At 68.3% G+C, this 24,105-nt stretch carries 27 protein-coding genes and 6 pseudogenes; 14 read left to right on the top strand and 19 right to left on the bottom strand.

The window, feature by feature from the left end; genetic code table 11:
- Window positions 1-102: 102 nt before the first annotated feature.
- Window positions 103-315, bottom strand: a complete 213-nt coding sequence (locus ABT025_RS36365; RefSeq protein WP_351002954.1) for a hypothetical protein — start codon at window positions 313-315, stop codon at window positions 103-105.
- A gap of 266 nt (window positions 316-581) precedes the next feature.
- On the opposite strand from ABT025_RS36365, the gene ABT025_RS36360 reads away from it, so the two are divergent.
- Window positions 582-908, top strand: coding sequence for a hypothetical protein (locus ABT025_RS36360; protein ID WP_351002953.1), 327 nt, complete (start codon window positions 582-584; stop codon window positions 906-908).
- 75 nt (window positions 909-983) lie between these two features.
- Here the strand turns inward: ABT025_RS36360 and ABT025_RS36355 are convergent.
- A pseudogene (locus tag ABT025_RS36355) lies at window positions 984-1,327 on the bottom strand (transposase); the annotation flags it as partial.
- Between ABT025_RS36355 and ABT025_RS36350 the strand changes: the two are divergent.
- Window positions 1,299-1,607: a hypothetical protein gene (locus ABT025_RS36350; protein ID WP_351002952.1), complete on the top strand. Its 309-nt coding sequence runs from the start codon at window positions 1,299-1,301 to the stop codon at window positions 1,605-1,607. The pseudogene ABT025_RS36355 and the gene ABT025_RS36350 sit on opposite strands and share 29 nt — an antisense overlap.
- A 20-nt stretch (window positions 1,608-1,627) precedes the next feature.
- On the opposite strand, the gene ABT025_RS36345 is transcribed toward ABT025_RS36350, so the two are convergent.
- A complete protein-coding gene (locus ABT025_RS36345) occupies window positions 1,628-2,602 on the bottom strand; it encodes a quinone oxidoreductase family protein (protein ID WP_351002951.1) in 975 nt (324 codons plus the stop codon).
- A gap of 124 nt (window positions 2,603-2,726) precedes the next feature.
- Between ABT025_RS36345 and ABT025_RS36340 the strand changes: the two genes are divergently transcribed.
- Together ABT025_RS36340 and ABT025_RS36335 are read left to right on the top strand one after the other, a co-directional pair.
- The gene (locus ABT025_RS36340; protein ID WP_351002950.1) at window positions 2,727-3,374 is read left to right on the top strand and encodes a TetR/AcrR family transcriptional regulator; all 648 of its coding nucleotides are present in this window, start codon (window positions 2,727-2,729) and stop codon (window positions 3,372-3,374) included.
- 831 nt (window positions 3,375-4,205) lie between these two features.
- Window positions 4,206-4,835: a hypothetical protein gene (locus ABT025_RS36335; RefSeq protein ID WP_351002949.1), complete on the top strand. Its 630-nt coding sequence runs from the start codon at window positions 4,206-4,208 to the stop codon at window positions 4,833-4,835.
- 223 nt (window positions 4,836-5,058) lie between these two features.
- Here ABT025_RS36335 and ABT025_RS36330 read toward each other — a convergent pair whose 3' ends face one another.
- Both ABT025_RS36330 and ABT025_RS36325 read right to left on the bottom strand, forming a co-directional pair.
- Window positions 5,059-5,970, bottom strand: a complete 912-nt coding sequence (locus ABT025_RS36330; protein WP_351002948.1) for a hypothetical protein — start codon at window positions 5,968-5,970, stop codon at window positions 5,059-5,061.
- Window positions 5,971-6,404: 434 nt separating this feature from the next.
- On the bottom strand, window positions 6,405-6,602 hold the full coding sequence (locus ABT025_RS36325; protein ID WP_351002946.1) for a hypothetical protein: 198 nt from the start codon (window positions 6,600-6,602) through the stop codon (window positions 6,405-6,407).
- A 241-nt stretch (window positions 6,603-6,843) separates the two neighbouring features.
- Here ABT025_RS36325 and ABT025_RS36320 point away from each other — a divergent pair, with 241 nt between their 5' ends.
- Entirely contained in the window at window positions 6,844-7,536 is a 693-nt protein-coding gene (locus ABT025_RS36320; RefSeq protein ID WP_351002945.1) for a response regulator, read from the top strand.
- A 24-nt stretch (window positions 7,537-7,560) separates the two neighbouring features.
- Here ABT025_RS36320 and ABT025_RS36315 read toward each other — a convergent pair.
- A pseudogene (locus ABT025_RS36315) lies at window positions 7,561-8,187 on the bottom strand (sensor histidine kinase); the annotation flags it as partial.
- A 240-nt stretch (window positions 8,188-8,427) separates the two neighbouring features.
- Here ABT025_RS36315 and ABT025_RS36310 point away from each other — a divergent pair.
- A complete protein-coding gene (locus ABT025_RS36310; RefSeq protein ID WP_351002944.1) occupies window positions 8,428-9,855 on the top strand; it encodes an MBL fold metallo-hydrolase RNA specificity domain-containing protein in 1,428 nt (475 codons plus the stop codon).
- 93 nt (window positions 9,856-9,948) lie between these two features.
- A complete protein-coding gene (locus ABT025_RS36305) occupies window positions 9,949-10,599 on the top strand; it encodes a CBS domain-containing protein (RefSeq protein WP_351002943.1) in 651 nt (216 codons plus the stop codon).
- Here the strand turns inward: ABT025_RS36305 and ABT025_RS36300 are convergent.
- The 10 genes and pseudogenes from ABT025_RS36300 to ABT025_RS36255 form a co-directional block, all read right to left on the bottom strand.
- Complete coding sequence (locus tag ABT025_RS36300) at window positions 10,583-10,948, bottom strand: hypothetical protein (RefSeq protein WP_502972113.1); 366 nt, start codon at window positions 10,946-10,948, stop codon at window positions 10,583-10,585. The genes ABT025_RS36305 and ABT025_RS36300 overlap by 17 nt on opposite strands.
- A gap of 105 nt (window positions 10,949-11,053) precedes the next feature.
- A complete protein-coding gene (locus ABT025_RS36295) occupies window positions 11,054-11,641 on the bottom strand; it encodes an Rv1733c family protein (RefSeq protein WP_351002942.1) in 588 nt (195 codons plus the stop codon).
- Between the two features lie 49 nt (window positions 11,642-11,690).
- Window positions 11,691-12,029, bottom strand: coding sequence for a hypothetical protein (locus ABT025_RS36290; RefSeq protein ID WP_351002941.1), 339 nt, complete (start codon window positions 12,027-12,029; stop codon window positions 11,691-11,693).
- A gap of 151 nt (window positions 12,030-12,180) precedes the next feature.
- Window positions 12,181-12,513 carry an Hsp20/alpha crystallin family protein gene (locus ABT025_RS36285; protein WP_351002940.1) on the bottom strand — a complete coding sequence of 111 codons (333 nt, stop codon included), beginning with the start codon at window positions 12,511-12,513 and terminating at the stop codon, window positions 12,181-12,183.
- A gap of 106 nt (window positions 12,514-12,619) precedes the next feature.
- A pseudogene (locus ABT025_RS36280) lies at window positions 12,620-12,934 on the bottom strand (putative PEP-binding protein); the annotation flags it as partial.
- Window positions 12,935-12,959: 25 nt separating this feature from the next.
- Window positions 12,960-13,220, bottom strand: a pseudogene (locus tag ABT025_RS36275) (PEP/pyruvate-binding domain-containing protein); the annotation flags it as partial.
- A gap of 279 nt (window positions 13,221-13,499) precedes the next feature.
- Entirely contained in the window at window positions 13,500-14,405 is a 906-nt protein-coding gene (locus ABT025_RS36270; RefSeq protein ID WP_351002939.1) for a universal stress protein, read from the bottom strand.
- Between the two features lie 442 nt (window positions 14,406-14,847).
- Window positions 14,848-15,528, bottom strand: a complete 681-nt coding sequence (locus tag ABT025_RS36265) for a helix-turn-helix domain-containing protein (protein ID WP_351002938.1) — start codon at window positions 15,526-15,528, stop codon at window positions 14,848-14,850.
- A gap of 147 nt (window positions 15,529-15,675) precedes the next feature.
- On the bottom strand, window positions 15,676-16,005 hold the full coding sequence (locus tag ABT025_RS36260; protein WP_351002937.1) for a metal-sensitive transcriptional regulator: 330 nt from the start codon (window positions 16,003-16,005) through the stop codon (window positions 15,676-15,678).
- A complete protein-coding gene (locus ABT025_RS36255; RefSeq protein ID WP_351002936.1) occupies window positions 16,002-16,403 on the bottom strand; it encodes a DUF302 domain-containing protein in 402 nt (133 codons plus the stop codon). Before ABT025_RS36255 ends, ABT025_RS36260 begins: the two co-directional genes overlap by 4 nt.
- A gap of 120 nt (window positions 16,404-16,523) precedes the next feature.
- On the opposite strand from ABT025_RS36255, the gene ABT025_RS36250 reads away from it, so the two are divergent.
- The 6 genes from ABT025_RS36250 to ABT025_RS36225 all read left to right on the top strand — a co-directional run bounded on the left by ABT025_RS36250 (window position 16,524) and on the right by ABT025_RS36225 (window position 21,058).
- On the top strand, window positions 16,524-17,894 hold the full coding sequence (locus tag ABT025_RS36250; protein WP_351002935.1) for a rhodanese-like domain-containing protein: 1,371 nt from the start codon (window positions 16,524-16,526) through the stop codon (window positions 17,892-17,894).
- 30 nt (window positions 17,895-17,924) lie between these two features.
- Window positions 17,925-18,290 carry a rhodanese-like domain-containing protein gene (locus ABT025_RS36245; RefSeq protein ID WP_351002934.1) on the top strand — a complete coding sequence of 122 codons (366 nt, stop codon included), beginning with the start codon at window positions 17,925-17,927 and terminating at the stop codon, window positions 18,288-18,290.
- Window positions 18,287-19,030 (top strand): sulfite exporter TauE/SafE family protein, encoded by a 744-nt coding sequence (locus tag ABT025_RS36240; RefSeq protein WP_351002933.1) that lies wholly within the window; start codon window positions 18,287-18,289, stop codon window positions 19,028-19,030. The genes ABT025_RS36245 and ABT025_RS36240 overlap by 4 nt, the downstream gene beginning before the upstream one ends.
- Before the next feature lie 34 nt (window positions 19,031-19,064).
- The gene (locus ABT025_RS36235) at window positions 19,065-19,637 is read left to right on the top strand and encodes a rhodanese-like domain-containing protein (protein WP_351002932.1); all 573 of its coding nucleotides are present in this window, start codon (window positions 19,065-19,067) and stop codon (window positions 19,635-19,637) included.
- A 505-nt stretch (window positions 19,638-20,142) separates the two neighbouring features.
- Window positions 20,143-20,520: a nuclear transport factor 2 family protein gene (locus tag ABT025_RS36230; RefSeq protein ID WP_351002931.1), complete on the top strand. Its 378-nt coding sequence runs from the start codon at window positions 20,143-20,145 to the stop codon at window positions 20,518-20,520.
- A gap of 124 nt (window positions 20,521-20,644) precedes the next feature.
- Window positions 20,645-21,058 carry a helix-turn-helix domain-containing protein gene (locus ABT025_RS36225; protein ID WP_351002930.1) on the top strand — a complete coding sequence of 138 codons (414 nt, stop codon included), beginning with the start codon at window positions 20,645-20,647 and terminating at the stop codon, window positions 21,056-21,058.
- A 334-nt stretch (window positions 21,059-21,392) separates the two neighbouring features.
- Here the strand turns inward: ABT025_RS36225 and ABT025_RS36220 are convergent, their stop codons facing one another.
- Window positions 21,393-22,565 carry an epoxide hydrolase family protein gene (locus ABT025_RS36220; protein WP_351002929.1) on the bottom strand — a complete coding sequence of 391 codons (1,173 nt, stop codon included), beginning with the start codon at window positions 22,563-22,565 and terminating at the stop codon, window positions 21,393-21,395.
- Between the two features lie 80 nt (window positions 22,566-22,645).
- On the opposite strand from ABT025_RS36220, the gene ABT025_RS36215 reads away from it, so the two are divergent.
- Entirely contained in the window at window positions 22,646-23,212 is a 567-nt protein-coding gene (locus tag ABT025_RS36215; RefSeq protein ID WP_351002928.1) for a CGNR zinc finger domain-containing protein, read from the top strand.
- 387 nt (window positions 23,213-23,599) lie between these two features.
- Here the strand turns inward: ABT025_RS36215 and ABT025_RS36210 are convergent.
- Both ABT025_RS36210 and ABT025_RS36205 read right to left on the bottom strand, forming a co-directional pair.
- A pseudogene (locus ABT025_RS36210) lies at window positions 23,600-23,796 on the bottom strand (transposase); the annotation flags it as partial.
- A gap of 9 nt (window positions 23,797-23,805) precedes the next feature.
- Window positions 23,806-23,970: pseudogene (locus tag ABT025_RS36205) on the bottom strand (pirin family protein); the annotation flags it as partial.
- Between the last annotated feature and the right edge of the window lie 135 nt (window positions 23,971-24,105).

The raw sequence follows: 24,105 nt of genomic DNA, 5'->3' as shown, positions 1-24,105 counted from the left end.
CGAGATACGAGCCGACCTCCACCTCGGACTACTCCAACTCGCCTGCAGCATCATCTGCTTGAGACGACTCCGAACCTCATTCTGAAACCATCAGTAACAACCTCATGCGTGGCTGAGGTGAGGGCGTGATGGCCTGGCGGGTTGTCGCGCGCGTGACCACCTCTTGTCGGTGCGGTCGGAGACCAGTCCGGCCACCGCCGAGTAGCTTTCCCCGAAGTACTCGCGGCGACCGAGGTACCGCTGGAGTGTCCGCCACTGCTTGTGCTCGGCGTTGATGTGCTCGACGACGGTGGCCTTCTCGGTGTTCTGCCGCATCTTCCCCGAGACGAACGTCCGCCGTCCTGGCTTCTTCGCCCCGGGCGGCGCACCCGGACCTCGGTGCCGTACAACCTCAGTTCCACGCCTTACTGATAGTTCCAGAATGAGGCCGCGAGGCGGCGAAGGTGTGCGGGGCGCCGCCGGTTGAGGCGAGGACCTGTCGAGTCTGCCCCATGCAGTTCTGCCTCGTGGTCTGACCCACGACGGCCAGGCAGCCCCGTACAAGCTGCCCGGCCAGCCTACGCACCGGGCATAGTGTGCTCATGGATCGATTCGTGGGTCAGGGCCGCCTCGAGTGGTGGGCCAATCAATCGATTTGCCTTGAGATGTACTACATCGACATCACCGTTGCTGTCGACACGGTCGGTCAGTGGCGGGCCACCGGTCGGCATGCCAACGCCCTTAACACGACCCAACGCGAGGACTGGGAATTCCTCATGGAGATGGATCCCCACTTCTCCATTGCGATTCCCGGCGAGGACCGTGGAGAGATCATGGTGCGAGTCGTCGAGGCAGGGGATGGAACCCTCACGCTCACGGAGGCGCCGGACTGGGAAGGCTCCGTGAACGTCACCTTCGACCTCACCTGAGTGCAGCTCGCAAGGGTAGGAGACCGACTTCGCCACCCTGCCACCGACTCCGGCGTGTCACCCCTTACTGATCTTTCAGAATGAAGTTCGGAGGCGGCGCAGGCGTATGAGGTTGCAGGCCAGTTCGAGCAGGCCCTGGTGGAGATCGGCACGTCGCTCGTAGCGGATGCGGAGCCGCTTGCACTGGTGCAGCCAGGCGAAGGAGCGCTCGACCACTTAGCGTGTCTTGCCCAGTCCGGAGCTGCGGGCGATGCCGCGTCGGGCGAACATCGGCTTGATGCCGCGCCTCCACAGCAGGCGGCGGCACTTGTCGAAGGCGTAGCCCTGGCCGGCGTACAGGCGCCGCGGCTTGCCACGGGGCGTCCTCGCAGCCCCCGGACCGGCGAGAAGGTGTTCGGCAAGGGCAGGAGCCGGGTCAGCGATCCACCCGGCGAGACGATCGAGGCCCATCACACCTTCATTCGCCGCAGAGCCAATCGACCCAGCTACGAACATCAGACCCCCACCGAGGAGGAATGGGACTCCTCTCTCTCGCACTTCGAGATGCGCAAGATCTCCATCGACACCTGCACTCGCGCCTGTTCAAGCCCTTGTGTTCATGAACACGTCTTAACTGAAATGATCTTGAAGCGGCTTCTTCGCATCGCGGCCGCTGCCCGTTGGCTGAAGGTGACCATAGAGATTCTCGTGATGATGTGAGGTGCGCGTGTTGCGTGCTTTCAGGGCAGGAGGAGGACGCGGCCAAGCCGAGACCGGTCTTCGAGTAGCCGGTGTGCTGCGGCTGCCTCGGAGAGCGGGAGGCGGGCGTGCACGGCGGTGTGCAGTTGCCCGGCAGTCGAGTATTCGGCGACCTCGGTCATTTCTCGGCGGGCCTGCTCGGGGTCGGCCGCGCGCCATGCGATGAGCGAGAACCCGGCCACGGACTTCAGGGCGAAGAGGTTGGTGGCAGGCAGGCTGGTCAGCTCGCCGCTCGCAGCTCCGTAGATGACGATCCGGCCGAACGGAGCCAGTACGTCGAAGCTCCGCTGCAGGGTCTCGCCGCCGACGGAGTCGAGAACGACGTCCACGCCTCGCGGTGCGGCCTTGCGGACCTGGTCGGGCCAGTCGCTGTCCGTGTAGTCGATGGCGATGTCGGCGCCGCACTTGCGGGCGAAGTCGAGTTTGGCCGGTGAGCCGACGGTGGCGATGACCGTGCCTGCGCCGAGCAGTCTGGCGAGTTGTACGGCGAGGTGGCCGATGCCGCCGGCCGCGGCATGGATCAGTACCGTCTCACCCGGCGCAAGCCGGCCGGTACGCAGGGTCCGGAGTGCAACCGGGGCGCCCATAGGCAGCATGCTGGCTGCCCCGAGGTCGAGTCCGTCGGGTACCGGGGCGAGCCATTGCGCGTCGGCGACGATGTAGTCGGCGAACGCGTCCTCGGCCAGCCCTGCGACTCGTCGGCCGACCTGCTGCGTGTCGACGCCAAGTCCGACGGCTTCGACGGTGCCCACCACGTCGCCGGTGAGTTTGCCGGGCAGGGGACGCTGGAAGATCGCCCCGCTGGACGGCCCGCGCCGGAACTTGGTGTCGACGAAGTTGGCCCCGATCGCCTCGGCCCGGATGAGCACCTGGCCCGGCCCCGGCGTGGGGATTTCGGCCTCCTCGATCGTGAGGACGCCCGGATCGCCGTATTCGTAGTAGCGGACTCGTCGCATGATGACTCTCCTGAGGGGCCAACGAGCAAGGGGTGCCACCGCCGGCAGCTAAAGTGGACTTCCGGTCAGCTTCGGCGACCGTACTGGACCGTCAGTCCAGTTGTCCATGCAGGGGGAGGACTCGATGACAGAAGGCCGCCGCGAACGTGCCGACGCGGCACGAAATCGGCACGCGATCCTGCTGGCGACCGAGGAACTCCTGGCGCGGCACCGGCCCGAGCAGATCTCGATGGAACAAGTCGCCGCCGCAGCCGGCGTCGGCAAGGGAACGGTCTTCCACCGCTTCGGCAACCGCATGGGCCTTATGTGGGCGCTGATGGCAGAACGGGCCCTTGCCCTGCACGAAGCCGTCACGACAGGGCCACCGCCTTTGGGCCCGGGTGCCCCTTCACGAGAGCGCCTCCTCGCCTTCCTCGACGCCGTCGTTGGCGTGGTCGCCCGCAACAAGGGGCTCCTGGCCGCGCTCGGCCACGCCGTGACGACAGCCCACAAGCCCGAAGAGGACCCGCGCAGCGCGCACCCCGTCTACCAGTTCTGGCACGACCACATCACCTCGCTGATCAGCCAGGAGCGTTCGGACCTGGACGCCGAACTCATGGCCCATATCCTGCTCGCCACCCTGCACAGCGATCCGATCCTGCGCCTGCTGGAGCAGGGCGACGCCCAGCGCCTCGCCGATTCGCTGCGCACCCTGGCGACCGCCTTGCTCAACGCCTCGGCGGGCGGAACCGAGCCGAGGAACGAAGGCCGCCCCAACACCCCACCGCCGTGAGTATCCAGCGGCGCGCCGACCGCGCTTCGCGAGCCGAAGGCCGGCGAGCCTCATTCCATCGACACGGATTGAAGTAGGTTGCGGCAGGTTGAAGCCGCTGCGCTGTTCAGCCATCCCTGTCAGGCCCGACTCTCCGAGGAGGTCAGCCAGGCGGCAGAGGGCGGCCCTGCGCTTCGCTGTCCGGTGATCAGAATCCCGTCGGCGCTCAGTCCCCGGAGTCCGTGCTGCATCGTCCGGCATCGCGGCGGAAGTCGGGCATGCCGAGGTGAACGGAGGAGGGCTGTCCTGCACGGTCGCGCATGGCCTCCACTCCGGCTTCTGCGCGGCCGGCCCTGGTGGTCTCGAATGACAGGCTTCCTGAGACGAACTCGGCATGACTTGGAGTGAGACAGCCTGAAGAGCACCAGTTCAGAGCAATGCTCCATCACCTGGATCGCGAGATCCTGGAGCCGGCCAGTCAGGTCGGTGCGCCTTGAGGTAGGCGCAACCTGACAGCCGCCCGCACTTCGACCTGTGACTGAGCATTCCAGGGACTGGCTCATAAGTGGATCAAGGTCTGCCACCCACCGCGTCCCCCCAGCGCCGTTCGACGTGGAATCACTGATCCCGGAACTCACGGGCCTCGGCCGGAAGACCACCCTGCTGTATCCACGAAGTGGCGAACCCGGCATGCGGGACAGTTCCATCGGCGGGCCCCTGCTATGGCCGGCCGCTGAGCCGTGGCCTCTGTGTACCGAACCAGGGCACTGGAGGCCGCTGAGGACTCCCACCGAGGTCGTGGGACCTGAGCCAGTGGCGATGGTGCCAGTCGTACAGCTCTATGCACGGGATGTGCCTGAGCTTCCGTTCCCGGCAGGCACGGACGTGCTGCAGGTCGTGTGGTGCCCCCTGATCCACAATGACGAGGCCGGAACTGCACTGCCCAAGGTGTACTGGCGTAGCGAGCAGACAGCCACAGCGGATCAGGTGTTGACGGACCCGCCGGTACCGTACGAATACGAAGAGGAGTTCGTACCCCGACCGTGCGTGGTGACGCCGACGCGAGTGGTGGAGTACCCGAATAGGGACCTGCCTGGAGACCTGGCCCAGAGCCTGAGCCAACGGTTCGATGAGATCGAGGAGGCGTTCGGCTTCTCGTACTACGAGATGGCCACCACCGTCCAGAGCAAGGCCGGAGGGTACCCAGGTTGGCTTCAGCAGGCCGACTGGCCGGACTGCCGCTGCGGCCGGCGCATGGACCACCTGGTCAGCATCACTGCCTCGGAACCGGTCGAAGGGCGCTGGTTCCCGCTCGACGAACAGGGAGCAGAGAGCTCAGACCCCGGCAAGTGGACCGAGACGGACCACGTGATCGGCGACAGCATCGGCCACGGGATGGACATGGGCGATCTCGGCGGTGTGTACCTCTTTGTCTGCCCTGACTGCCCCGACATGCCGTACGCACACCGCTACGACTGCTGAGCAGCCTCCGCCCGGGAAACGATCAGTAGGCAGAGGTGGGAAGCGATCTTCAGCGGTTCAGGACGCCACTGGTCAGGCCCTCTCGTGAACACCCCACAGGCCCCGGAACGCTCAGCCGCAGATCGTGTGACCGAGCGCGGTACTTGGCCCCGACGGACAACTGCGATGTACAGAACGCCGGCAGGTGTGCGCGTGTCACCGTCGCGGGTCGGCCACTCGTCGTTCAGGCCGGCGGGGCCCAAGGGTCGTCGTACGGTTCGGGCTCTTCCGGGTGGAGCATGTGGCGGACGCAGCGTAGGACCCCCGGTTCACCGCATCCGGCGGCCGTCATCCAGGGCAGGGCGTCCATGGCGCGGGCGCGTTCTTCGGTGGCCAGAGCGCTGAGGGTGGACTGGAGGGCGTCGGAGGCGGGTTCGTCGGTGAGGCAGAGCCAGCCGATCGCGGCGGCGAGGCGGACTTCGGGAGGCTGTGTCCGGTCCTGACACAGCTTGCCGATCCTCGCGGTGTCCGGACGGTGCGGGTTGGCGCGTGTGATCTCTGCGGTGGCGAGAACCAGCGCGGCCAAGGCCATGGGGTCCTGATCCTTGGCGAACCGGGTGGCGAAAGCGCTTCGGACCGTACGGCCAGGGTCGGCCGCGGTGGCGAGGGCATAGGAGGCCTCGATCCGCATGGCGGGGTCGGACTCGTCGAGGAGAGGCAGGAGCACTGAGGTTCCGGCGGTGATCGCGGCCCGGGCTGCGGCCACCGACCAGCCCGCCGGGTAGCCGGTCACCTCGACGCCGTAGTCGTCGAGGGCGTCGTTCAGGGGGCCGGAGCGGTGGAGGAGGAGTTCGTCGCGGGAGGCGGTTCCGAAGTGGCGGGCGCGGGCCGGGGCGGCGAGACCGCCAAGAGCGTCAGCGCGGTGTGGATGGTGGGGGTCGGTGGCGATCCGGATCAGGAACGGTACGGCGAGAGCTGCGGCCGCCCGGCTGTCGTCGGCGCACATGCCGATCAGTACTTCCATCGCGTTGCGTGCGGTCCCGTCGGCGGTGTGCAGCTGCCGAACGGCATCTCGGACCTCCTCCCCGTGAGGGAAGTTCCCCCACGGAAGGTCGTCGAGGACAGCTCCGTCACTGGTCTCGGGCCGGATTGCCACCGTCACAACCCGCACGTCGAACGGGCCTCCCGCGAACGCGGCCGGATCAGCCCCGTCCGCCAGAGCCCGGCACATCGCGAACGTCGGATCGGTCCGCCAGTCCCCCACACCACACCGCCCCACCGTCGAATCCGCAGAGATTCGATCATGCGCCATCCGGACGGCTCGAATCCACCTGTCAGGCAGGGTGCAGCACGCTGCAGACAATCGTGATCCCCGAAGAGCCACGCTCTGCGGCGATCGCGTGGGCAAACTATCGCGCCCCGCGACGCGAGAAGGTCTCCGCGCTGATGCTGAGCGGGCCGCCCCCAAGCGATTGGGCGATCTCGGGCGCGAGGTCGAACGCGGCCCACTTCCACTCGTCCGCATCGTCCTCGGATTCCAGCGCGGGGTCCCATACGGGCTGGAGGCCAAACTCCCCTCTGCGCGTCCGCTCACGCGTCAGGGGGATCGTCCAGGGGCAGCAGTTCGTCTTCGCCTTCGCCGGTCTCGCAGTAGCGTCGGATCACCGTGTTGTGTTCGGCGACGAGCCGAGCGGAGCCGTCGCCCTGGGCGCCGTAGTAGTACGCCTGGGCCCTCCCGCCGGATCCGCTGAAGGAGGGGTGCGAGGTCCTCCTCGAACTCCTTGCCATGAATCGTCAAGGCATCCTGCGCCTGCTGGGGCCCCTGCCGGTGCGGGCCGTCCGGGCCGTCCGGGCCGTCGAAGGCGTGGTGGACGTGCACATGGATCCTCATGAGAATCCGCCCGGCGTCTCTGCGTAGGCATTCCGCTACCCCGAGCGGTGGCACCGCTTTCCCCGGGTGCATCGGTCTCGTCCCTGACACAATGGCTGGAAGAAGGGCAGAGCGCCTCCCGACCTCCAGGGACTGCAGATGTCCGACGTCTCGACCACCTCGACAGACACGCCGATCCGCGTCTTCCTTCTCGATGATCATGAAGTGGTCCGCCGTGGACTCCGCGACCTCTTGGACTCGGAGTCCGGACTGGAGGTCGTCGGCGAGGCGGCCACCGCCGACCAGGCCCTGGCTCGCGGGCCGGCACTCAGGCCCGATGTAGCCGTGCTCGACGTCCGGCTGTCCGACGGTGACGGCATCACTGTGTGCCGGGAGTTGCGCTCACGCATGCCGGAACTGGCCTGTCTGATGCTGACGTCCTTCGACGACGAGGATGCGCTGCTCGATGCGATCATGGCGGGTGCCGCCGGGTACGTGCTCAAGCAGATCAACGGTTCGGACCTGGTGGCTGCCGTCCGGACGGTGGCGAAGGGCCAGTCGATGCTGGACCCAGCGACCACGGCCCGGCTCCTGCACGCCGTGCGCGGTCCCGAGGCAGGCAGTCCCCCGCGGGACGGGAGACTTTCGGCGCTTTCGGAGCGGGAGCGTTCCGTTCTCGAGCTGATCGGCGAGGGCCTCACCAACCGGCAGATCGCCAAGCGCCTGTACCTGTCCGAGAAGACCGTCAAGAATCACATCTCCCGGCTTCTCGGGAAGCTAGGGGTGGAACGCCGGGTGCAGGCGGCCGTCATCGCCGCGGAGGCTCGAGAGCACACGGAACAGGAGAAGTGAAAGGTCCACCCATCCGTGAGCTCTTCAGTCGTCCTCCGCGAGGAGCGGGACCCGCCACTCCAGTTCGGTGCCGCCGTGAGGCTTTGGGCGTGTGCTGACGGACAGGGTCCCGCCGAGTCGTTCCGCTCGCTCGGCCAGATTCCGCAGGCCACTGCGACGGATTCCTTCCGGCAGACCGACACCGTCATCGATGACGGTCACCACCAGCAGGCCGGCGTCGGCGACGACCGCCGCCTCTACCTGCGTCGCCCGCGCGTGGCGGGCCACATTGCTCAGCGCCTCCCCGATGACGGCAATCACCTGATCCGCCACTCCTTCGGGCACGTCCGTGTCGATCAGGCCCTCCATCCGCAGTGCGGGCGTGAACCCCAGCGCAGGCGTGGCGTTGTCCACCGCCTGGAGGACTCTGGACCTGAGCTTCGGCGGGCTCTCCGCTGTGTCGTGCTCTCGGAGACCGAAGATGGTCGTGCGAATGATCTTGATGGTTGCATCGAGATCATCGATGGCTCGGTTCAGCCGCTCGGCGCCTTCGGGGTGCTCGATGAAAGGGCGCGCGCTCTGCAGCGTCATGCCTGTCGCGAACAGTCGCTGGATGGCGAGGTCATGAAGATCTCGGGCGATCCGGTCGCGGTCCTCCAGGAGACTCATCTGACGCTCGGGTCCGGCACGTCACCCCACTCGATGTGGCCGGGGCCGCGGAAGAGGAGTGCCTTCATGATGTGGCCTGCTTCCTGTCTCTCGTCCACGAGGTCACAGCCAGGTTCGCCCCCGGCTCGGTGAACCGCATGGGCCGGTCGGTCCCCAGGAGGGTCCCTGGCGGGCCCGTCCGGCTTCCTTCACCCGGTGCGATCGTGGAAGTGCCCACTCATGGCAAGGGGGCAAGGGGTGACCATGTCCGAAGCGACTCCGCGGCTCGCCCGCACCGGCCCCCGACCCGCGCTGCTCACCTTCCTGGGCGCCGTGGGCACCGTGACCGGAAGCAAGTTCCTCGTCGAGAGCGACCGCTCCCGCATCCTCGTGGACTGCGGCCTCTTCCAGGGTTTCGCAGACCTGCGACGGCGCAACCGGGAGAAGTTCGCCCGGGACGCTCGGGACATCCACGCCGTGGTCGTGACACACGCGCACCTGGACCACCGCGGCTACCTGCCGAGGCTCGTCCGGCAGGGATTCCGGGGACCGATTCTCATGAGTGCCGACACCGCCCGGCTCGCAGAGATCGTCCTGCGTGACAGCGCCCGCCTCCAGATGGAAGCCGCCCAGCGCGCGAATGAGCACGGCTGGTCCAAGCACCACCCGGCAGAGCCCTTGTACGACGACGCCGACGTGGAGAAGACCCTGACGTACTTCGACCCCGTACCTGTCGGCAGCGAGACCGAGATCGAGGCCGGTACCCGCGTGACGCTGCACCGCGCAGGTCATATCCTCGGCGCCGCGTGGGCGCATCTCACCATGGAGGACGGGCACAGTCTCGCCGTCTCCGGCGACCTCGGCCGCCCGGGGCACCCTCTCCTCCTGCCGCCGGAACCGTTCTCGGGTGCCGACGTACTGCTGGTGGAGTCCACCTACGGCGACCGCCGCCATGATCAGGAGCGCGGCCGGTCAGACCTCTCCTCAGTGATCGAGCGCACCGTGTCCCGGGGAGGCACCGCCGTCATTCCCGCCTTCGCGATCGACCGCACGGAGGTGGTCCTGCACGAACTGGCCGGGCTGCGGAACAGCGGAGTACTGCCGGCATCCGTGCCCGTCTACGTCGACAGCCCCATGGCCCTGGCAGCCCTCGACGTGTACAGGGACGCGCTGCGCGGCCGCTCCCCCGAATTGCGGCCCGAGGTCCTCGATCAGGGGCCGAACGCGCTGAGCCCGGACCCCTTCCTGGCGGCCAGGTCGGTGCAGGAGTCCATCGCCAGCAACCGGTCGCGGGGCCCGTGCGTCATCGTCTCCTCGGCAGGCATGGCAACGGGCGGCCGCGTCCTGCACCATCTGCACCGCCTCCTGCCCGATCCCCGCAACAGCGTGGTCATCGTGGGCTTCGCCGCTGCCGGAACCCGCGCGAGAGACCTGGTGGACGGCGTCCGCGCCCTCAAGATGTTCGGTGAATACATACCTGTACGCGCCGAGGTGGCCGACGTACCACACTTCTCCGCGCACGCCGACGCAGGCCAGATTCTGGACTGGCTCCGCGACGCCCCGCCTCCGCACACCACCTATCTGGTTCACGGCGAGGAGGCATCGTCGGCGGCGCTGCGTGCCCGCATCGAGCGCGAGCTGGGGTGGACTGCCGTCGTCCCGCGCTCCGGCGAGGCGGTGCTGATCCGATGACCGACCGTCTCCGTCTCCGTTCCCGTCCCCGTCCCCGTCCCCGTCCCCGTCGCACTATCCGTCGAATCCGGCGACTCCCCTGAGGACATGATCATGACCCCACGCCCCTACAACGTCGCCGACGTCATGACGAAGAAGGTCGTGGCGGTTGCACCAGGAGCCGGTTTCAAGGAGATCATCGAGGCCATGGACCGGTGGAAGGTCACTGCCCTTCCCGTTCTCGAAGGAGAGCGCCGTGTCATCGGGGTGGTGTCGGAAGCGGACCTGCTCCCCAAGGAGGAGTTCCACGAGAGGAGTCCCGGTCTCGTCGAACAGATGCGCCGCCTGGGAGACACAGGGAAGGCCGGCTCACAGTGCGCCGGAGACCTGATGACCAGTCCAGCCGTCACCGTCGCCCCGAACGCCCTTCTGCCGCAGGCCGCACGACTCATGGCAACCCACCACATCAAACGCCTCCCTGTCGTCGACATGGGCGCGCTGGCCGGCATCGTGAGCAGGTCCGATCTGCTGAAGGTGTTCCTCAGGCCGGATTCCGAACTCGCCGACGACATCCGGCACCAGGTCGTCGAGCGCCTCTTCCCCCTGCCGTCGGCCACCGTGCGGGTAGACGTCACCGACGGAGTCGCGACCCTGTCCGGCGAGGTGCACGACGAAACTCTCGTACCGGTGGCCGCCCAGCTGGCACACGCTGTCGAGGGCATCGTGGACGTGCGGTGCGAACTCACCGTTACCGAACCTCTCTGAAGCGCTTCGCCGATGACTGCGACGCCGCGCGCGTCGCAGTTCGTCCGTGCCCCGGACAGGAACGGGAAGGCCGCGATGAGGACGACGACTTCCAAGGGGAGGGAGGCGGTGCCGAAGAGGGACTGCGGTGGGGGTACGTGGACGAGTGCGGCCGGGAAGGCGAGCTCGAAAGCAATGCCTGCCGGCAGTAGTGGGTTGAGTGGTGAACAGCCCGATGTCGCGCAGGGCGGCATGGTCGGTGCGGGCTGCGATGCGTGACCAGTTCCCGCACAGAAGAGGAGTGTGCCTTGGCCCGCACTTCGTTGGGGCCAAGGCCAGCAAGGCGCCGGGCCGCCTCCCGTGCCGACAGCCCGGCGGGGCGGTGGCCGGTTCGCGGCGCGACCGTGGCACGGGCTCGCCCGGATCGAAATCCGGGGCGAGCCCGGGACCCGAGGTGTCCCCGCTCGGGACAGACTCAGTCATCGTCGTGTCCGGGTTCGCGACGCAGCCGACCGGTCCATACCGGCTCGACCTCTTCCCACTCCCGCTCCCACGCAACGAGGCGACGGCCCATTGCCCGCCGGCGCACCAACAGGACGGCGAGGGCCACGGTCAGTCCTACGGCGCCGGCAGCCCCGACACCGACAGCCATGGAGATGAACACCCGCTGGGACACGCTCGCCGGGGACTGGGCCTGGTACGTGCCCGCGTCGTTCACCCAGATGGCCACCTCATGGCCCTTGGGGGTACCCGCCCGGACATGAATGCTCCCGCTTCGCGGGACGTGACCGGGGTACTGCCACGAAGCCGGCGCAGTGGACACGGACGTCGCCCCGTAGCGGGTCGCCAGGGCGAAGCCGGCCCTGTCGGTCGTGGTGGCGACGACCCGATGCCGGTGCGCGGCCACTTCCGAGTCCGTCCGGGCAGCGGCCTTCCACACAGCTCCTGCGCTCATCGCGCCGCAGATGAGTGCGATCACCACGGCAATGACCAGCGCGAGGCGTCGGAAGGACTTCGTCCCGGAAAGGCCTCCGACGGGATCCTGGGAATCGTCGCTGGCCATATCGCGCCTCCATAGCCGAAAGGGTGAGGCCGGGCATCTTTCAACGAAGTCAGGTGAGTTCGTCGGCGATGTGGCGACCCCGTTCCTGAATGCGTTCGGGATTTCGGAAGTCACCGCCCTTTCCATGGCGGACCAGCGCCCGGGCGACCCTGCCGGGGGTCTCAGCAGCGAGCACCCCACCGAAGGTGATGTGCTCCTGCGCGTCGAGCCTCTTCATGCAGCGGGCCACGCCATGCACGGGGGGTATGTCACGCTGCTCGGCGGAGCTGTCGACGGGGCCACTGCTGAAGAGCCGGACGGAGCGATGCCGGAGCTGCTCCGCTTCGCGCCGGGCGCACCGGGTCGCATTGCCGTTCCAGCGCCCGGCGTACAAGGCGCCGCCGAGCACGACAGCGTCGTGCCGCTCACGTCGCTGACGGCGTCGGCCGACACGACGTCCGTGTCGAAGCCGTGCCCCCGCAGAGTCTTCCCGAGCTCGTCCGCGATCCCCGCGGTCGCTCCGTGCGTGCGCCCGTACGCGACCAGTACGCGCTTCGACGTCATGGGGCCGCCTCCTCGTCCCGGTCGTTGCCGCGCTTCACCGGGATGCTGTGCTCGCCCTCCTCCGACCGGTCCAACAGCGCGGCGCGAACGGTGAGGACACCGTCCGTGTACGAGGCGTCGACCTTGTCCGGCCGGATCGTGCCGGGGAGACGCACCGTCCGCCGGAAGGATCCGTAGCGGAACTCGGAGTGCTCCTTCTCCTCTCGCGACTCGGCATGGTCCGCATGCACGGTGATGAGGTTGTCGTCGACCGTGACACGTATGTCCGACTCCTTTTCCATGCCCGGCAGTTGAGCACGCAGGACGTATTCGCCCCCTTGGTTCGACACCTCGATCGGGATGGAGTGAGCAGCTGAACCGGGACGCCAGCCGGGAAGCCCGGGAAATTCGCTCCCGAACCAGTCCACGAGATCGGGGAGGAAACTGCGCCTGTGTTCAGCCTTCGCGCGTGTCATCATGTGCTCCTTTCCGGGACTCGGCACGTGCCCCGTGCTGTTTCACCGTGGCGGGACTGCCGGGCGCCACCGAGATCGAGTCGACGCCGGGCTCTGCCAGAACTCTGGTGAACTCGGTTTCTTCCCTGGGCCGTTGACCGCACAACCCGACGTGGCGATTCGCTGCGTGGGCGCGCGTGACGAGACTTGTGATGCTGCGGGTGACTGCTGGATCGCTCTCGTCGAGGAGTGCCCCGAGGGTCTCGGAGTCCCGGTCGACGCCAAGGGCCGGCTGGGTCAGGTCGTCGCCTCCGACGGAGAAGCCGTCGGAGTATCAGCGCGTGGATCGCCGACCCGACCTCGTTGAGCGGAACTCCCCCTTGCAGGCAACCGGTCTGTTCCGCGATCGGCGCACGCAGTCCGCCGACAGTCAGCAGGTCTTCACAAGCCTGGGCTGTCGTGGCGAAGCCGGGTGGCACCCGCATCCCGGCGGCACCGAGATGTGCGGTGAGCTCGCCCAGCGAGGCATTGTTCCCTCCCGCTCCGCCGACGTCCTGACGGCCGAGCTCGGTGAACGGTATGACGTGTCGACGTCGTGTCATGACAGCCTCCGTGCGTCGTGCAGTTCCGGCCCGGAAAGCGGATATCAGTAGGGCAGCGGGCGACCGGACGGGGTGCGCAGATCGAGCGGCGAGGGCTTGCGCGGACACTGCCGCCTTGCCGAGATCCGGATACGTTCCATGAGTTTCACCTCCTCGAAGATGTGGACCGGCCTGTCGCGGTATCCACTGCCCCGACGGTGTCGAAGCGCCGCCGGGGTGAGCCGGACGGGCCTGTGGCAATGCTGCGGGTGGTGCGGAGCGCCGTTCGTATCGGAGCCGTCACGGTTCATCGCCCGCCAACACGAAGTCGGGGGGAATGATCGCGACGGGGCAGTGACTGTGATGGAGCAGCGCATGGCTGGTACGCCCCAACGCCGGTCCCGCCCGGAACACCCGATGCCTGGTGCCCATGACCAGCAGGTCGGTGCAGGCCGTGGCGTCGACGAGAACACCGGGGACGCTCGTTCCTGTCTCGACGTGATGGGTGACGGTGAGGCCGGGGCAGCGCGCCCGGATGCGGTCGGCCATGGCGGACACCTCGTGCGCCCTCTGCTCGGCGATCCCGCCGACGTCTTCAAGCATGGTGGTGACGCTGCCGACGTGGGCCAGCACGTTGCACACGCTCAGCAGCCGCAGTGACGTCCTGCGGACCTGCGCCTCGGCGGCGGCAACTGTCAGCCAGTCCAGATCGGAGGCGCCGTACACAGCCGCTGTGATCACTCCCGTCTCGGCCCTGTCCAGCGCGCCTCGTACGACGATCACCGGCACTCTGGTCCGCGCGGCCACGCCCAGGCCTACGGAGCCGAGCAGCAAAGCACCGAACCCGCCCAGCCCTCTGCTCCCCACAGCGATCGTTCCCCGGTTCCCCGCAGCCGCGTACAGACCGGCCACCGGCTCCTGCCGGCTGAGCTCCTTCGTCACGGTCAGGCCGGGAAAGCGTTCCACCACGGCATCGGCTGTGCCGGCCAGCAGGTCGCGTGCCGTCTCGCGCAGCGCCTGGATGGTGTCAGCTGACGAGAGGATGGCGCGCCGGTCGGTATCGGTGGCATGGACGATGTACAGGGGCCGCCCACGAAGGTCCGCTTCCGCGGCCGCCCACAGGGCAGCCGTCCGTGCTTGGGCGGATGCGTCTATGCCGACGACAACGGCCCCGAGTTCCAGGGGAAGGGCAGAGTCGCTGGTCATGGCTCCTCCTCGGGAGTCGCCCATGGCTACGATTCCACGGTCGCACCGGCCGGCAGCTCACGAGGAGGGGCCCTTCGGCCCCGATCGAGACCTGTCGGCCCTCCCCGTACCGGAAGGGCCGAAGGGAGGCTGGAAGCGTGGTTCCCATCCGGAAGCTGGGCCGAGGAGGCCCTGTCATGAATCGGCACGTCACCATCGGGGTGGACGGCTCGCCCGAAAGTGTTGCGGCAGCGCGATGGGCTGCCAGGCGGGCCGGGTAACAGGGCGTTCCGCTGCCCCCGCGGTGGCGCCCTTCTTGTCGTCGGACGCCGCAACCGGGGCGGAGCCACGGGATCTCACCTGGGCCACCTCGCGCAGGCCGCGATCCGTCACAGCGGCGCTGCCGTCGCGGTCGTCCCGCACGAGTGGGGGCGCTCGGGCCGGGCGCTGGCGTGCCCCGAAATCAGCCGTCGTCGCCTGGTGCACCGGGCACGACGATCTTGCGCCCGGTGACACGTCGGGGTGACAGCACCATGACGTGCTCGCGTCCCTCCCCCGCCCACGGTGCCGAATATGCCGACGCCCTGAGCCGACGCGCCTCGTCCTCGTCCGTCACCACGCGCACGGGTCCGACGAGCAGCACACTCCAGCCCCTGCTGAAGGCGTCGTCGATGTGATCGGCCTCGAAGGCGATCTCTGTGCCGTCGGCGGCGGCGAGCGGGGAGTGCTCGGCAGTGCTGAACATGACCTCACCGTCCAGCACCTGGTAGTTCAGCGGCAGCACGACCGGGCCGTCCCCACTGGCCAGCGCCACTCTCCCCACGCCATGGTCGCCGAGCAACGCCCAGGACTCGGATTCGTCCAGTTCCACCATCCGGGGTTGTTGTGCCGCTTTCGCGAGCCCGGTCGGCAGATCCTCCGTCCCGCCCGTCAGCTCCTCGACGGTGGTTTCGAGAGCGTTGGCCAGCCGGAGCAGAAAGCCGATGCCGGGCGACGCCGCCGGCTGCTCCTCCACGTACTCGATGTAGCCAGGTGCGGCAGCTGCCCTCAGCGCCACTTCCTGCCGGGAAAGACCGAGCTGCTTGCGACGCGTGGCCGCGCGACGGCCGACATCACCTCGCGCCGGACGCGGTGGTGCGGGCATCATCGGGCTCCCTGTTCGTCGAGGCACGTCGTACGTGGCCAACGCTAGCGAGGGCCGGTGCGGGGCGCAGCACGGGAGCGACGTCGCCGGCGATCGCCGCCGGGCTCGAGGGCCTCGGAAGGGGCCGGCCGCGCGGGGCGGCAGCGGTCAGGCCAGGGTGAGGAAGAGCTTCTCCAGTTCCGCCTCGTTCATGGCGGGGGTGCCGCCGTGCTCGGGGGCGGTCAGGCATTCACGCATGCGCCCGGCGATGATCTTGAACCCGGCACGGTCCAGTGCGCGACTGACGGCGGCGAGCTGAGTCACCACGTCTCGGCAGTCGCGGCCTTCCTCCACCATCGCGATGACTCCCGCCAGTTGTCCCTGTGCACGGCGCAGGCGGTTGAGTACGGCGCGGGCGGAGGCTTCGTCCTCGGCGGTCGGGGCGGTCGGAGCGGTCGGCCTGGTTTCCGGGGCCGGGTTCGGCCGGTTCGGGGTCATCCGTTGAGGTCCTTGGCGAGTTGGGCGAGCGCGCTGTCCAGTCCGTGGGTGGCCTCGTTCGCGACCGAAACCAGAGTGTCGAGGCCGGTCAGCGTGACCATGGTGGCGGGGTCCAGTGCCTGCACCACCGTTTTCGATCCCTCGGCGCGGATCACCACGTTGCAGGGCAGCAGGAGTCCGATGCCCCGGTCGGCGTCGAGAGCCCGCTCCGCCAGCTGCGGGTTGCAGACCCCCAGGATCAGGTAGTCCTCCATCTCCCGGCCGCGCTTGGCCTTGAGGGTCGCGGCCATGTCGATCTCGGTGAGCACTCCGAAACCCTGTGCGGCAAGCGCTTGCCGGGCGGCTGCCACGGTGCGGGCGAAGTCGGCGTGGACGCGCACGGTTCGGTCGTATCCCATGATCTTCCTTCCTGACTCTGGACGAACAGCACAATTCACCTTCCAATATACCCCCCGGGGTACTCTGTTACGGTGGACTCAATACCCAGGGGGGTATTTATTTGAGGAAGTGAGCGGAACATGTTCTTCGTCGACACCATCGAGCTCGAAGGCCTGGGAAACCGGCACTACCTGGCCGGGGGTGCCCGGACGGCGGTCGCGGTGGACCCGCCGCGTGACATCGACCGGGTGATCGCGGCGGCCGCGCGGCGCGGGGTGCGCATCACGCACGTGGTGGAGACGCACATCCACAACGACTACGTGACGGGCGGGCTGGAACTGGCCCGGCTGACCGGCGCCGCCTACCTGGTGCCTGCCGCCGCCCAAGTCTCCTTCGCCCGCGTCCCTGTGAGCGACGGCGACGTGATCGAGGTCGACCGGGAACTGTCCGTGCGGGCCGTGGCCACTCCCGGCCACACCCCTCACCACACCGCGTACGTCCTTCAGGACGGCGGGACGCCGGTCGTCGCATTCACCGGCGGTTCCCTCCTCATCGGCACCGTGGGCCGCCCCGACCTGGTCGAACCCCGACTCACCGAACGCCTCGCCCGCGCCCAGCACGCCTCCGCGCACCGACTGGCCGCAGAGCTTCCCGACGCGACCTCGGTCCTGCCCACCCACGGGTTCGGCAGCTTCTGCTCGTCCGGCCAGGCCGAGGGCGACGCGAGCACCATCGGCAGGGAGAAGGCCGTGAACGCCGCCCTGGCCCAGGACGTCGACTCCTTCGTCACCGGTCTGCTGGCCGGTCTGGAGGACGTTCCCGCCTACTACGCGCACATGGGCCCGGCCAACTCGGCCGGACCGGACCCCGTCGATCTGACCTCCCCCCGGCGTGCGGACGCCGACGAGATCACCATCCGGCTCGCGGCGGGTGAGTGGGTCGTGGACCTGCGCAACCGTGTCGCGTTCGCCGAGGGGCACGTCGCCGGCTCGTTCAACTTCGAGGCCGAAGGCAAGCTCGCCACCTACCTGGCGTGGCTGATCCCCTGGGGCAAGCCCGTCACCCTGCTCGCCGAGTCCCCCCGGCAGCTCGCCGAAGCCCAGCGTGAACTGGTCCGGGTGGGAATCGACCGCCCCGCAGCCGCCGCGACCGGCGCCCCGTCCGACTGGCTGCGCCCCGGCGACACCCCGGCCTCGTTCCGCCGCGCGGCCTTCGCCGACCTGGCCGCCGAGCTCTCCGAAGCAGAGGATCTGCCGGTCGTCCTGGACGTCCGCCGCGACTCCGAGCGCGCCGACGGTTACATCGAGGGCTCGGTCCACATTCCCGTGCACGCGCTGCACAAGCGGATCGACGAAGTACCTGCCGGCGAAGTGTGGGTGCACTGCGCCGGCGGCATGCGGGCCGGAATCGCCGCCTCCTTGCTGGACGCGGCCGGGCGCGACGTGGTCGCCGTCGACGACGGCTTCGACCAGGCCGCAAACGCCGGTCTCACCGTCCGCACCGCCGCCTGAACCCCTATCGGCACCGAGAGGAGCCCCGCCATGTCCATTGTCCGTCCCGATCCCAGCCCCGGTCGCCTCGGCGTCGTGGAGGCCCACCGCATGCTCCAGGAAGCCACCGCCGTCCTGCTGGACGTGCGCGAGACCGCGGAATGGCAGGCCGGTCACGCCCCCGGCGCCCAGCATCTGCCGATGTCCCAGCTGGCGGCCGGCGCGCAGGTTCCGAGCCCGCCCGCAGACTCGCGCCTTGTACTGATCTGCCGCTCCGGGAAACGCTCCCGGACCGCCGCCCTCCTGCTGCGTGAGCGGGGCACGGACGCGGTCGACGTCGCCGGCGGAATGGAGGAGTGGGTCCGACAGTCTCTGCCCATTCAGGACGCTGCCGGGGCAGCGGGAACCGTCATATGAGCGTGCTCATCCTCGCCCTGGTGGCAGGAGCGGTGGTCGGGCTGGCCCTGGGCGGGCTCGGCGGGGGCGGCAGCGTGCTGGCCGTGCCCGCACTGATCTACCTCCTCGGCTTCAGCCCCGTCGCCGCCACCACCGCGAGCCTGATCATCGTCGCCGCGACTTCCATCAGCTCCCTGGCCGCACACGCCCGGGACGGCAACGTCCGTTGGCGGGCCGGGCTGCTGTTCGCCGCCGCCGGCATCGGTCCCGCCATGCTCGGCGGTCTCGCGGCCGGCCGGATACCGGCCGCTGTCCTGACCGTTGCGTTCTCGGTGATCGCCGCACTCGCGGCCTGGCGGATGCTCCGCCCCAGCCGTCCCGCACCGGACCGTCCCGTACGGCCGGCCAGGGCAGCAGGGGCCGGGGCCGCGCTGGGCGCCGTCACCGGCGTCCTCGGCGTCGGCGGAGGCTTCCTCGCCGTGCCCGCCCTTGTCGGAGTCCTCGGCCTGCGCATGAAAGCCGCTGTCGGCACCAGCCTCCTGGTCATCATCATCAACTCACTCGCCGCTCTGGCCACCCGCACCGGCACCGCCGACGGCCTCGACTGGGCCGTCATCGCCCCCTTCACCGGAGCCGCGATCCTCGGGGCCTGGGACGGCAAACGTCTCGCGACGAGGATCTCCGGCAACCGCCTGCAGCACGTCTTCGCCTACGTCCTGCTCGCAGTCGCTGCCTTCATGCTCCTCGACAGCCTCATCTGATCCAGCCCCACCCGAACCGAAGGACTCACACACCATGAACTCGACTCTCACCACCAGCGCCGTCCGTGAGCGCCTGCACACCCTGGTCGTCATCGACGTACGCACCCCCGGCGAATACGCCGGCGGGCACCTGCCCGGCGCCCACAACATCCCCCTCGACCACCTCGAACACGCACTGCCCGCTCTGCGCGAAGCAGCCGCCCGCAGCGACCTCCTCGTCGTCTGCGCCTCCGGCACCCGCTCGCAGCACGCCGGCACCACGTTGTCCCGCAGCGGCATACCCGCCGCCAGCCTCGAAGGCGGGACGGCCGCATGGGCCTCGGCAGGAGAGGAACTGCACCGACCGGCCACCACCTCAGCGCCCAAATGGGCCATGGACCGCCAGGTCCGTCTGACCGCAGGATCCGTCGTCCTGCTCGGGCTGCTCCTCGGCCAAGTGCTGCACCCCGCCTTCCAGCTCCTCTCCGCAGGCATCGCCGCCGGCCTCGTCTACTCCGCCCTCTCCAACAGCTGCACCATGGCCACCCTGCTCGGGAAGCTTCCCTACAACCGCACCGACCGCGCCGACCTCGACAACACCCTCGCCGCCCTGCGAAGCATGAACTGACCGTGATGCGTGCAAGGGCAGCTCACAGCGACGCCCTCTCCAACGGAAGCCGATGCGGCCCCCTCCCGCTCACGTCTCTCCCAGCTGGTCGGCCCCGGGACCGCAGAACGACCGGTGTGTCTCCTGATCGAGGGAGATGGATTCGATGACCAGTGAGAACGTGACCCAGGCCAAGTCCGTCGAGCAGTCCGCGGCGGCACCGTCGCAGTCCTGTGGACAACCGTCCGACCGACAGGCCGGTGGGCCGGGCTCAGGCGGAGTGCCTTCAGCAGACCGGCGAGAGCGGGCTGCACCAGCAGTTGCCCAAGCGGCTTCTTGATCCCGCTCTCGAGGGCGGGACCGCCGATCGTCTCGGCAGGCAGGCACGACCCGTCCGCGAAGAACGGCGGCAACCTACGGCATCGGGATCTACGAGCGGCCGAGCGGCTGCTTGAAGGGCCATGTGCCGGGGCGCTTCTGGGCTCCCAGGGCCGTGGTGTCAGTGGTTCATGCAAGGGTGCCCCACATGGAACCTTCTGGCGTGATCGAGGCATTGTGGGATCGAATCCAGGCACGCGATTGGTCAGGTGTCGCCGACTTGGTCGCAGAAGACGTCGTGGTCGAGTGGCCGGTCAGTGCGGAGCGCATCGTCGGCAACAAGAACTTCGTCGCGGTGAACAGCGAATACCCGGGGGGCTGGTCGATTCGGGTGCTGCGGATCGTGGCCGAGGGCAGCGAGGTGGTCTCCGAAGTCGAGGTGCCGCATGACGAGTTCGGCGTGTTCCGCGTGGCCTCGTTCTGGACCGTCCAGCAGGGACGGATCGTGCGTGGCGTGGAGTACTGGACGAGTGCCGGGGCTGATCCGCGCCCTGATTGGCGGGCGTCTCTGACTGAGCCGATGTGAGACGGTTGCCGCTCGCAGCGACGTCCCGGCTGACTTGGTCGTGCCGCAGCAAGGACCATGCGGGACAGGTGAGTTGTGAAGCTCACCTGGGCCCGCTCGGTCTGCTCCCGTCCTGCTCTGTCTGATGTCTCCCGCGCACACTGCGGCAAGTTGTTCGCCGAACTCGCCGCAGTGTGGGAGGCCGCGTGGCAGTGCGGACTTCGCGAAGCCCGAGGTGGGGAACGCCGCAGGGCGGCCCGGTGCCGGGCGCAGGCCGAAGCCGGTCTTCTGCGATCGGCTGCTGCTTGCCCCGGTACACCTGCGCCATCAACTGCCGCACGACGTCCTGGCCGAGCCATACGGCGTCGACCGCTCGACCGTCTCGACGGCGATTCGTCAGGTACGGCCGTTGCTTGCGGCCCGGAGCTTCGCAGTGCCTCACAGGCCTGGAGTGCGGCTACACGCACGGAGAACAACCCTCGGCGTCGGCCGGGCGGTGCTGTTGTGGGCGCGCGAGCGGGGTAGCGAACGCGATTCCGTCGAGTTCAAGTCAGCTTGACCATCAAGTGGACACGGACCCGCAACACGACATGGCGCCAGTTGCCCCGCTCCGACGCCGTTCGTCACTACGCCGACCCGCGGAAGCTCCTTACCGACCGCTCGACCCAGCTGGCCCGGAGCATCGAGAACGGGCGACCGGATACTCGCAGTTGACGGTGTTGGCAGGTAGGCATTCGAGGCCTACCATCCGAAGACCTCGCCATGCTCCACGTTGTCTTCGCCGCGCCCTGTCTGACCACGTTCTGCCGTCTCAATGAACTCGGTCCGGAAGCCGTCGGCCAACGCCTTGAGCCGGATCCGGCGGTGATCGAGTGCCGGGCACCCAGCCGTGTTCACCGATTAGCGGCCAGCACCGCCGCGAGGCCCTCTTGCAGGTCTTTGACGAAATACTCGGGGACCTCCAGCGACGGGAAATGTCCCCCGGTTTCGGGTGACCTCCAGCGGACGATCTGGCGGTAGCGCTCCTGCGCCCAGGTGCGCGGGCTCTTCTCGATGTCGCGGGGGTACATAGTGATCGCTGACGGGACGTCGACCCGGAGTTCGGGGTCGAGCGAGTTGTGGCTCTCGTAGTAGATGCGGGCCGCCGATGCACCGGTCCGCGTCAGCCAATACAGGGTGACGTCGTCAAGAATGCGGTCCCTGGAAATCGTCTCGAACGGGCTGTCTTCGGTGTCTGACCACTCGGCGAACTTGTCGAGGATCCAGGCAAGAAGCCCGACCGGCGAGTCGACGAGTGAGTAGCCGATGGTCTGCGGCCGGGTCGCCTGCTGCTTCGCGTACGCCGCGCGGTGGTGCCAGAAATCGCGGGTTTCCTCGGTCCAGTGGCGCTCGAGCGCCGTCAGCCCGTCGGTCGTCAACCCGGGCGGCGCCTCCGCGAACGTGGTGTGGATGCCGAGAACGTGCGCCGGGAACCTGCCGCCGAGGACCGTGGTGATATTGCCTCCCCAGTCACCGCCATGGGCTACGAACTTGCTGTAGCCGAGCCTTCCCATCAGTTCGACCCAAGCGGCCGCGATCTTTTCGGTACCCCACCCGGTGGTGGCCGGCTTGTCGCTGTATCCGAAGCCCGGCAGCGACGGGACCACGACGTGGAACGCCGGCGCGTCCGAATCCTTCGGATCCGCCAGCTCCTCCACTACATCGGTGAACTCGGCAATGCTGCCCGGCCAACCGTGCGTCAAGATCAGAGGAGTGGCATCCGCGCGCGCAGATCGGCGGTGCAGGAAGTGGATTCCCAGACCGTCAATGGTCGTGCGGAACTGGCCGATCCGGTCAAGGCGCTCTTCGAAAGACCGCCAGTCGTACCCGGTGCGCCAGTAGTTCACAACATCGACGAGGTCGGCGAGAGGAACGCCCTGCTCCCACCGGCGAGAACCGGGCGCGGCGCCACTGACCGTCTCAGCCTCCGGCAGTCGCGCCGCGGCCAGTCGCACGCGCAGATCGTCGAGGTCGGCGTCAGCTGCGTGGGCTTCAAATGCTTGTACGTCGCTGGTCGGACGGGGCATGAGACCTCCTGGCTTCGCGGAACCGGCTAAGACGGTTCTAACAGTCTCCGAGCCATGTCGCAACCAGCTAAGGTGGTTCCATGCGTGCTGGCTTCCCTGACTTCCGCCTCGGTTCGGTGCTGGCGACCAGCTTCACGGGGACTCTGTCGGAGCGTCATGGCGACGCCGTGGAGCGCATTCCCGTGCCGCAGCGACTCCTCGACTGGCTGGCCGTGTACGGCCTCTCCGTGGACTCCTGCACCACCGCCCAGCTCGACCTCGCCCGGGAACTGAGGGAGTCGATTCACGCCGCCGCGACAGCAGCCGCGATCCAGGACGCTCTCCCTGCACCTGCCGTCCACTTCATCAATGACTGCAGTGCTCAGGGTCGGGCCGCCGCCATCCTGACGCTCGAGGGCAAGCGGCAATGGCAGCTCAGCTCGGCTTCCTGCGTGGAAGACGCCCTCAGCGTGATCGCCGCCGACGCGATCAGCATCATCTCGGGCGAAAGAGACGGAAAACTGGCCCTGTGCGCTTCACCGACCTGCCAAGCCGCCTTCTTCGACACCAGCCAAAGTCGCACCCGCAGATGGTGCGACATGAACACGTGCGGCAATCGTCAGAAGAAAGCGCGCTTCAATGCCAACCAGCGCAAAAACCCCAGATAGGCGGAGTGATCGTTACCTCGGTGCACCCGTGTGGGGCCTACGCCTACGACACATCTGTCGCGTTGGCTGCAGTCCAACGGCACCACTGAGAGCCATTCACCGCATTCGATCAACGCCCTCGATCGGTACGTCAACATTTGCTGATGAGCCGGCCACCGCTCACATCACAGCGATCGCGTCCCGCCCAACGCTCATCGAGGCCACCCGGAGCCAAGCCGTCGACAGCGACATGCTGACCCCAGCCACTCCTGCCAACGTCGGACCGGCTCACCACGAGGGTTGAACTGGCGCAGCCAGGCGAAGGCGCGCTCGACCACTCAACGGACATTGCCCAACCCAGAACCGTGGGCGACGCCGCGTCGGGCGATCACCGGCTTGATCCCGCCCGTCCAGCAGGTCCGCTCGCCGCAACTCGGCCAGTAGGGCAGCGTGCGGACGGGGCCACACACCGGCCTCGGTCCAGTCCCGCAGCCGACGCCACGCCGTCACTCCGGAGCAGCCGCAGCCTCGGCCGGAACGTCCCGCCAGGCAACACCGGTCCGCAGCACGTACATCACAGCCACGAGCACCGCCCGGTCCGGCACGCGCGGAGCTCAGCGCACCCGTCCACGCGGCTTCAGAGGCACAGCGGGCAGTGCGGGAGCCCGGAGGGGTGCACCGTCATAGCCACGTACGGTGCCGAACCGATCACCGTTCATCCAGCCCTCCCGGGCCTGCATGATCTCGTCCTGGGTTCTGCCCACGAAGTTCCACCACATCTCACACAGCTTCGGCGATTTAGCAGGTCAGACGTATCTAAGAGGATGTCTCACGTGGTGAGTTTCGCGAGCCTCTTGTAGCAGGTGAGGGCTGCTGCGAGGCCGAGGAAGGCGAGGAAGTGGCTGCCTTTTCGC

This window comes from Streptomyces sp. NPDC002809 (assembly GCF_040295435.1).
Classification (GTDB): Bacteria; Actinomycetota; Actinomycetes; order Streptomycetales; family Streptomycetaceae; genus Streptomyces.
This window is presented reverse-complemented; position numbering and strand designations above follow the sequence as displayed.

Coding starts and splice junctions, on each gene's coding strand:
- ABT025_RS36365 (WP_351002954.1), bottom strand. CDS start 315: ATGCGGCAGAACACCGAGAAGGCCACCGTCGTCGAGCACATCAACGCC.
- ABT025_RS36360 (WP_351002953.1), top strand. CDS start 582: ATGGATCGATTCGTGGGTCAGGGCCGCCTCGAGTGGTGGGCCAATCAA.
- ABT025_RS36345 (WP_351002951.1), bottom strand. CDS start 2,602: ATGCGACGAGTCCGCTACTACGAATACGGCGATCCGGGCGTCCTCACG.
- ABT025_RS36340 (WP_351002950.1), top strand. CDS start 2,727: ATGACAGAAGGCCGCCGCGAACGTGCCGACGCGGCACGAAATCGGCAC.
- ABT025_RS36325 (WP_351002946.1), bottom strand. CDS start 6,602: ATGGCAAGGAGTTCGAGGAGGACCTCGCACCCCTCCTTCAGCGGATCC.
- ABT025_RS36320 (WP_351002945.1), top strand. CDS start 6,844: ATGTCCGACGTCTCGACCACCTCGACAGACACGCCGATCCGCGTCTTC.
- ABT025_RS36310 (WP_351002944.1), top strand. CDS start 8,428: ATGTCCGAAGCGACTCCGCGGCTCGCCCGCACCGGCCCCCGACCCGCG.
- ABT025_RS36305 (WP_351002943.1), top strand. CDS start 9,949: ATGACCCCACGCCCCTACAACGTCGCCGACGTCATGACGAAGAAGGTC.
- ABT025_RS36295 (WP_351002942.1), bottom strand. CDS start 11,641: ATGGCCAGCGACGATTCCCAGGATCCCGTCGGAGGCCTTTCCGGGACG.
- ABT025_RS36270 (WP_351002939.1), bottom strand. CDS start 14,405: ATGACCAGCGACTCTGCCCTTCCCCTGGAACTCGGGGCCGTTGTCGTC.
- ABT025_RS36265 (WP_351002938.1), bottom strand. CDS start 15,528: ATGCCCGCACCACCGCGTCCGGCGCGAGGTGATGTCGGCCGTCGCGCG.
- ABT025_RS36260 (WP_351002937.1), bottom strand. CDS start 16,005: ATGACCCCGAACCGGCCGAACCCGGCCCCGGAAACCAGGCCGACCGCT.
- ABT025_RS36255 (WP_351002936.1), bottom strand. CDS start 16,403: ATGGGATACGACCGAACCGTGCGCGTCCACGCCGACTTCGCCCGCACC.
- ABT025_RS36250 (WP_351002935.1), top strand. CDS start 16,524: ATGTTCTTCGTCGACACCATCGAGCTCGAAGGCCTGGGAAACCGGCAC.
- ABT025_RS36245 (WP_351002934.1), top strand. CDS start 17,925: ATGTCCATTGTCCGTCCCGATCCCAGCCCCGGTCGCCTCGGCGTCGTG.
- ABT025_RS36240 (WP_351002933.1), top strand. CDS start 18,287: ATGAGCGTGCTCATCCTCGCCCTGGTGGCAGGAGCGGTGGTCGGGCTG.
- ABT025_RS36235 (WP_351002932.1), top strand. CDS start 19,065: ATGAACTCGACTCTCACCACCAGCGCCGTCCGTGAGCGCCTGCACACC.
- ABT025_RS36230 (WP_351002931.1), top strand. CDS start 20,143: ATGGAACCTTCTGGCGTGATCGAGGCATTGTGGGATCGAATCCAGGCA.
- ABT025_RS36225 (WP_351002930.1), top strand. CDS start 20,645: ATGTCTCCCGCGCACACTGCGGCAAGTTGTTCGCCGAACTCGCCGCAG.
- ABT025_RS36220 (WP_351002929.1), bottom strand. CDS start 22,565: ATGCCCCGTCCGACCAGCGACGTACAAGCATTTGAAGCCCACGCAGCT.
- ABT025_RS36215 (WP_351002928.1), top strand. CDS start 22,646: ATGCGTGCTGGCTTCCCTGACTTCCGCCTCGGTTCGGTGCTGGCGACC.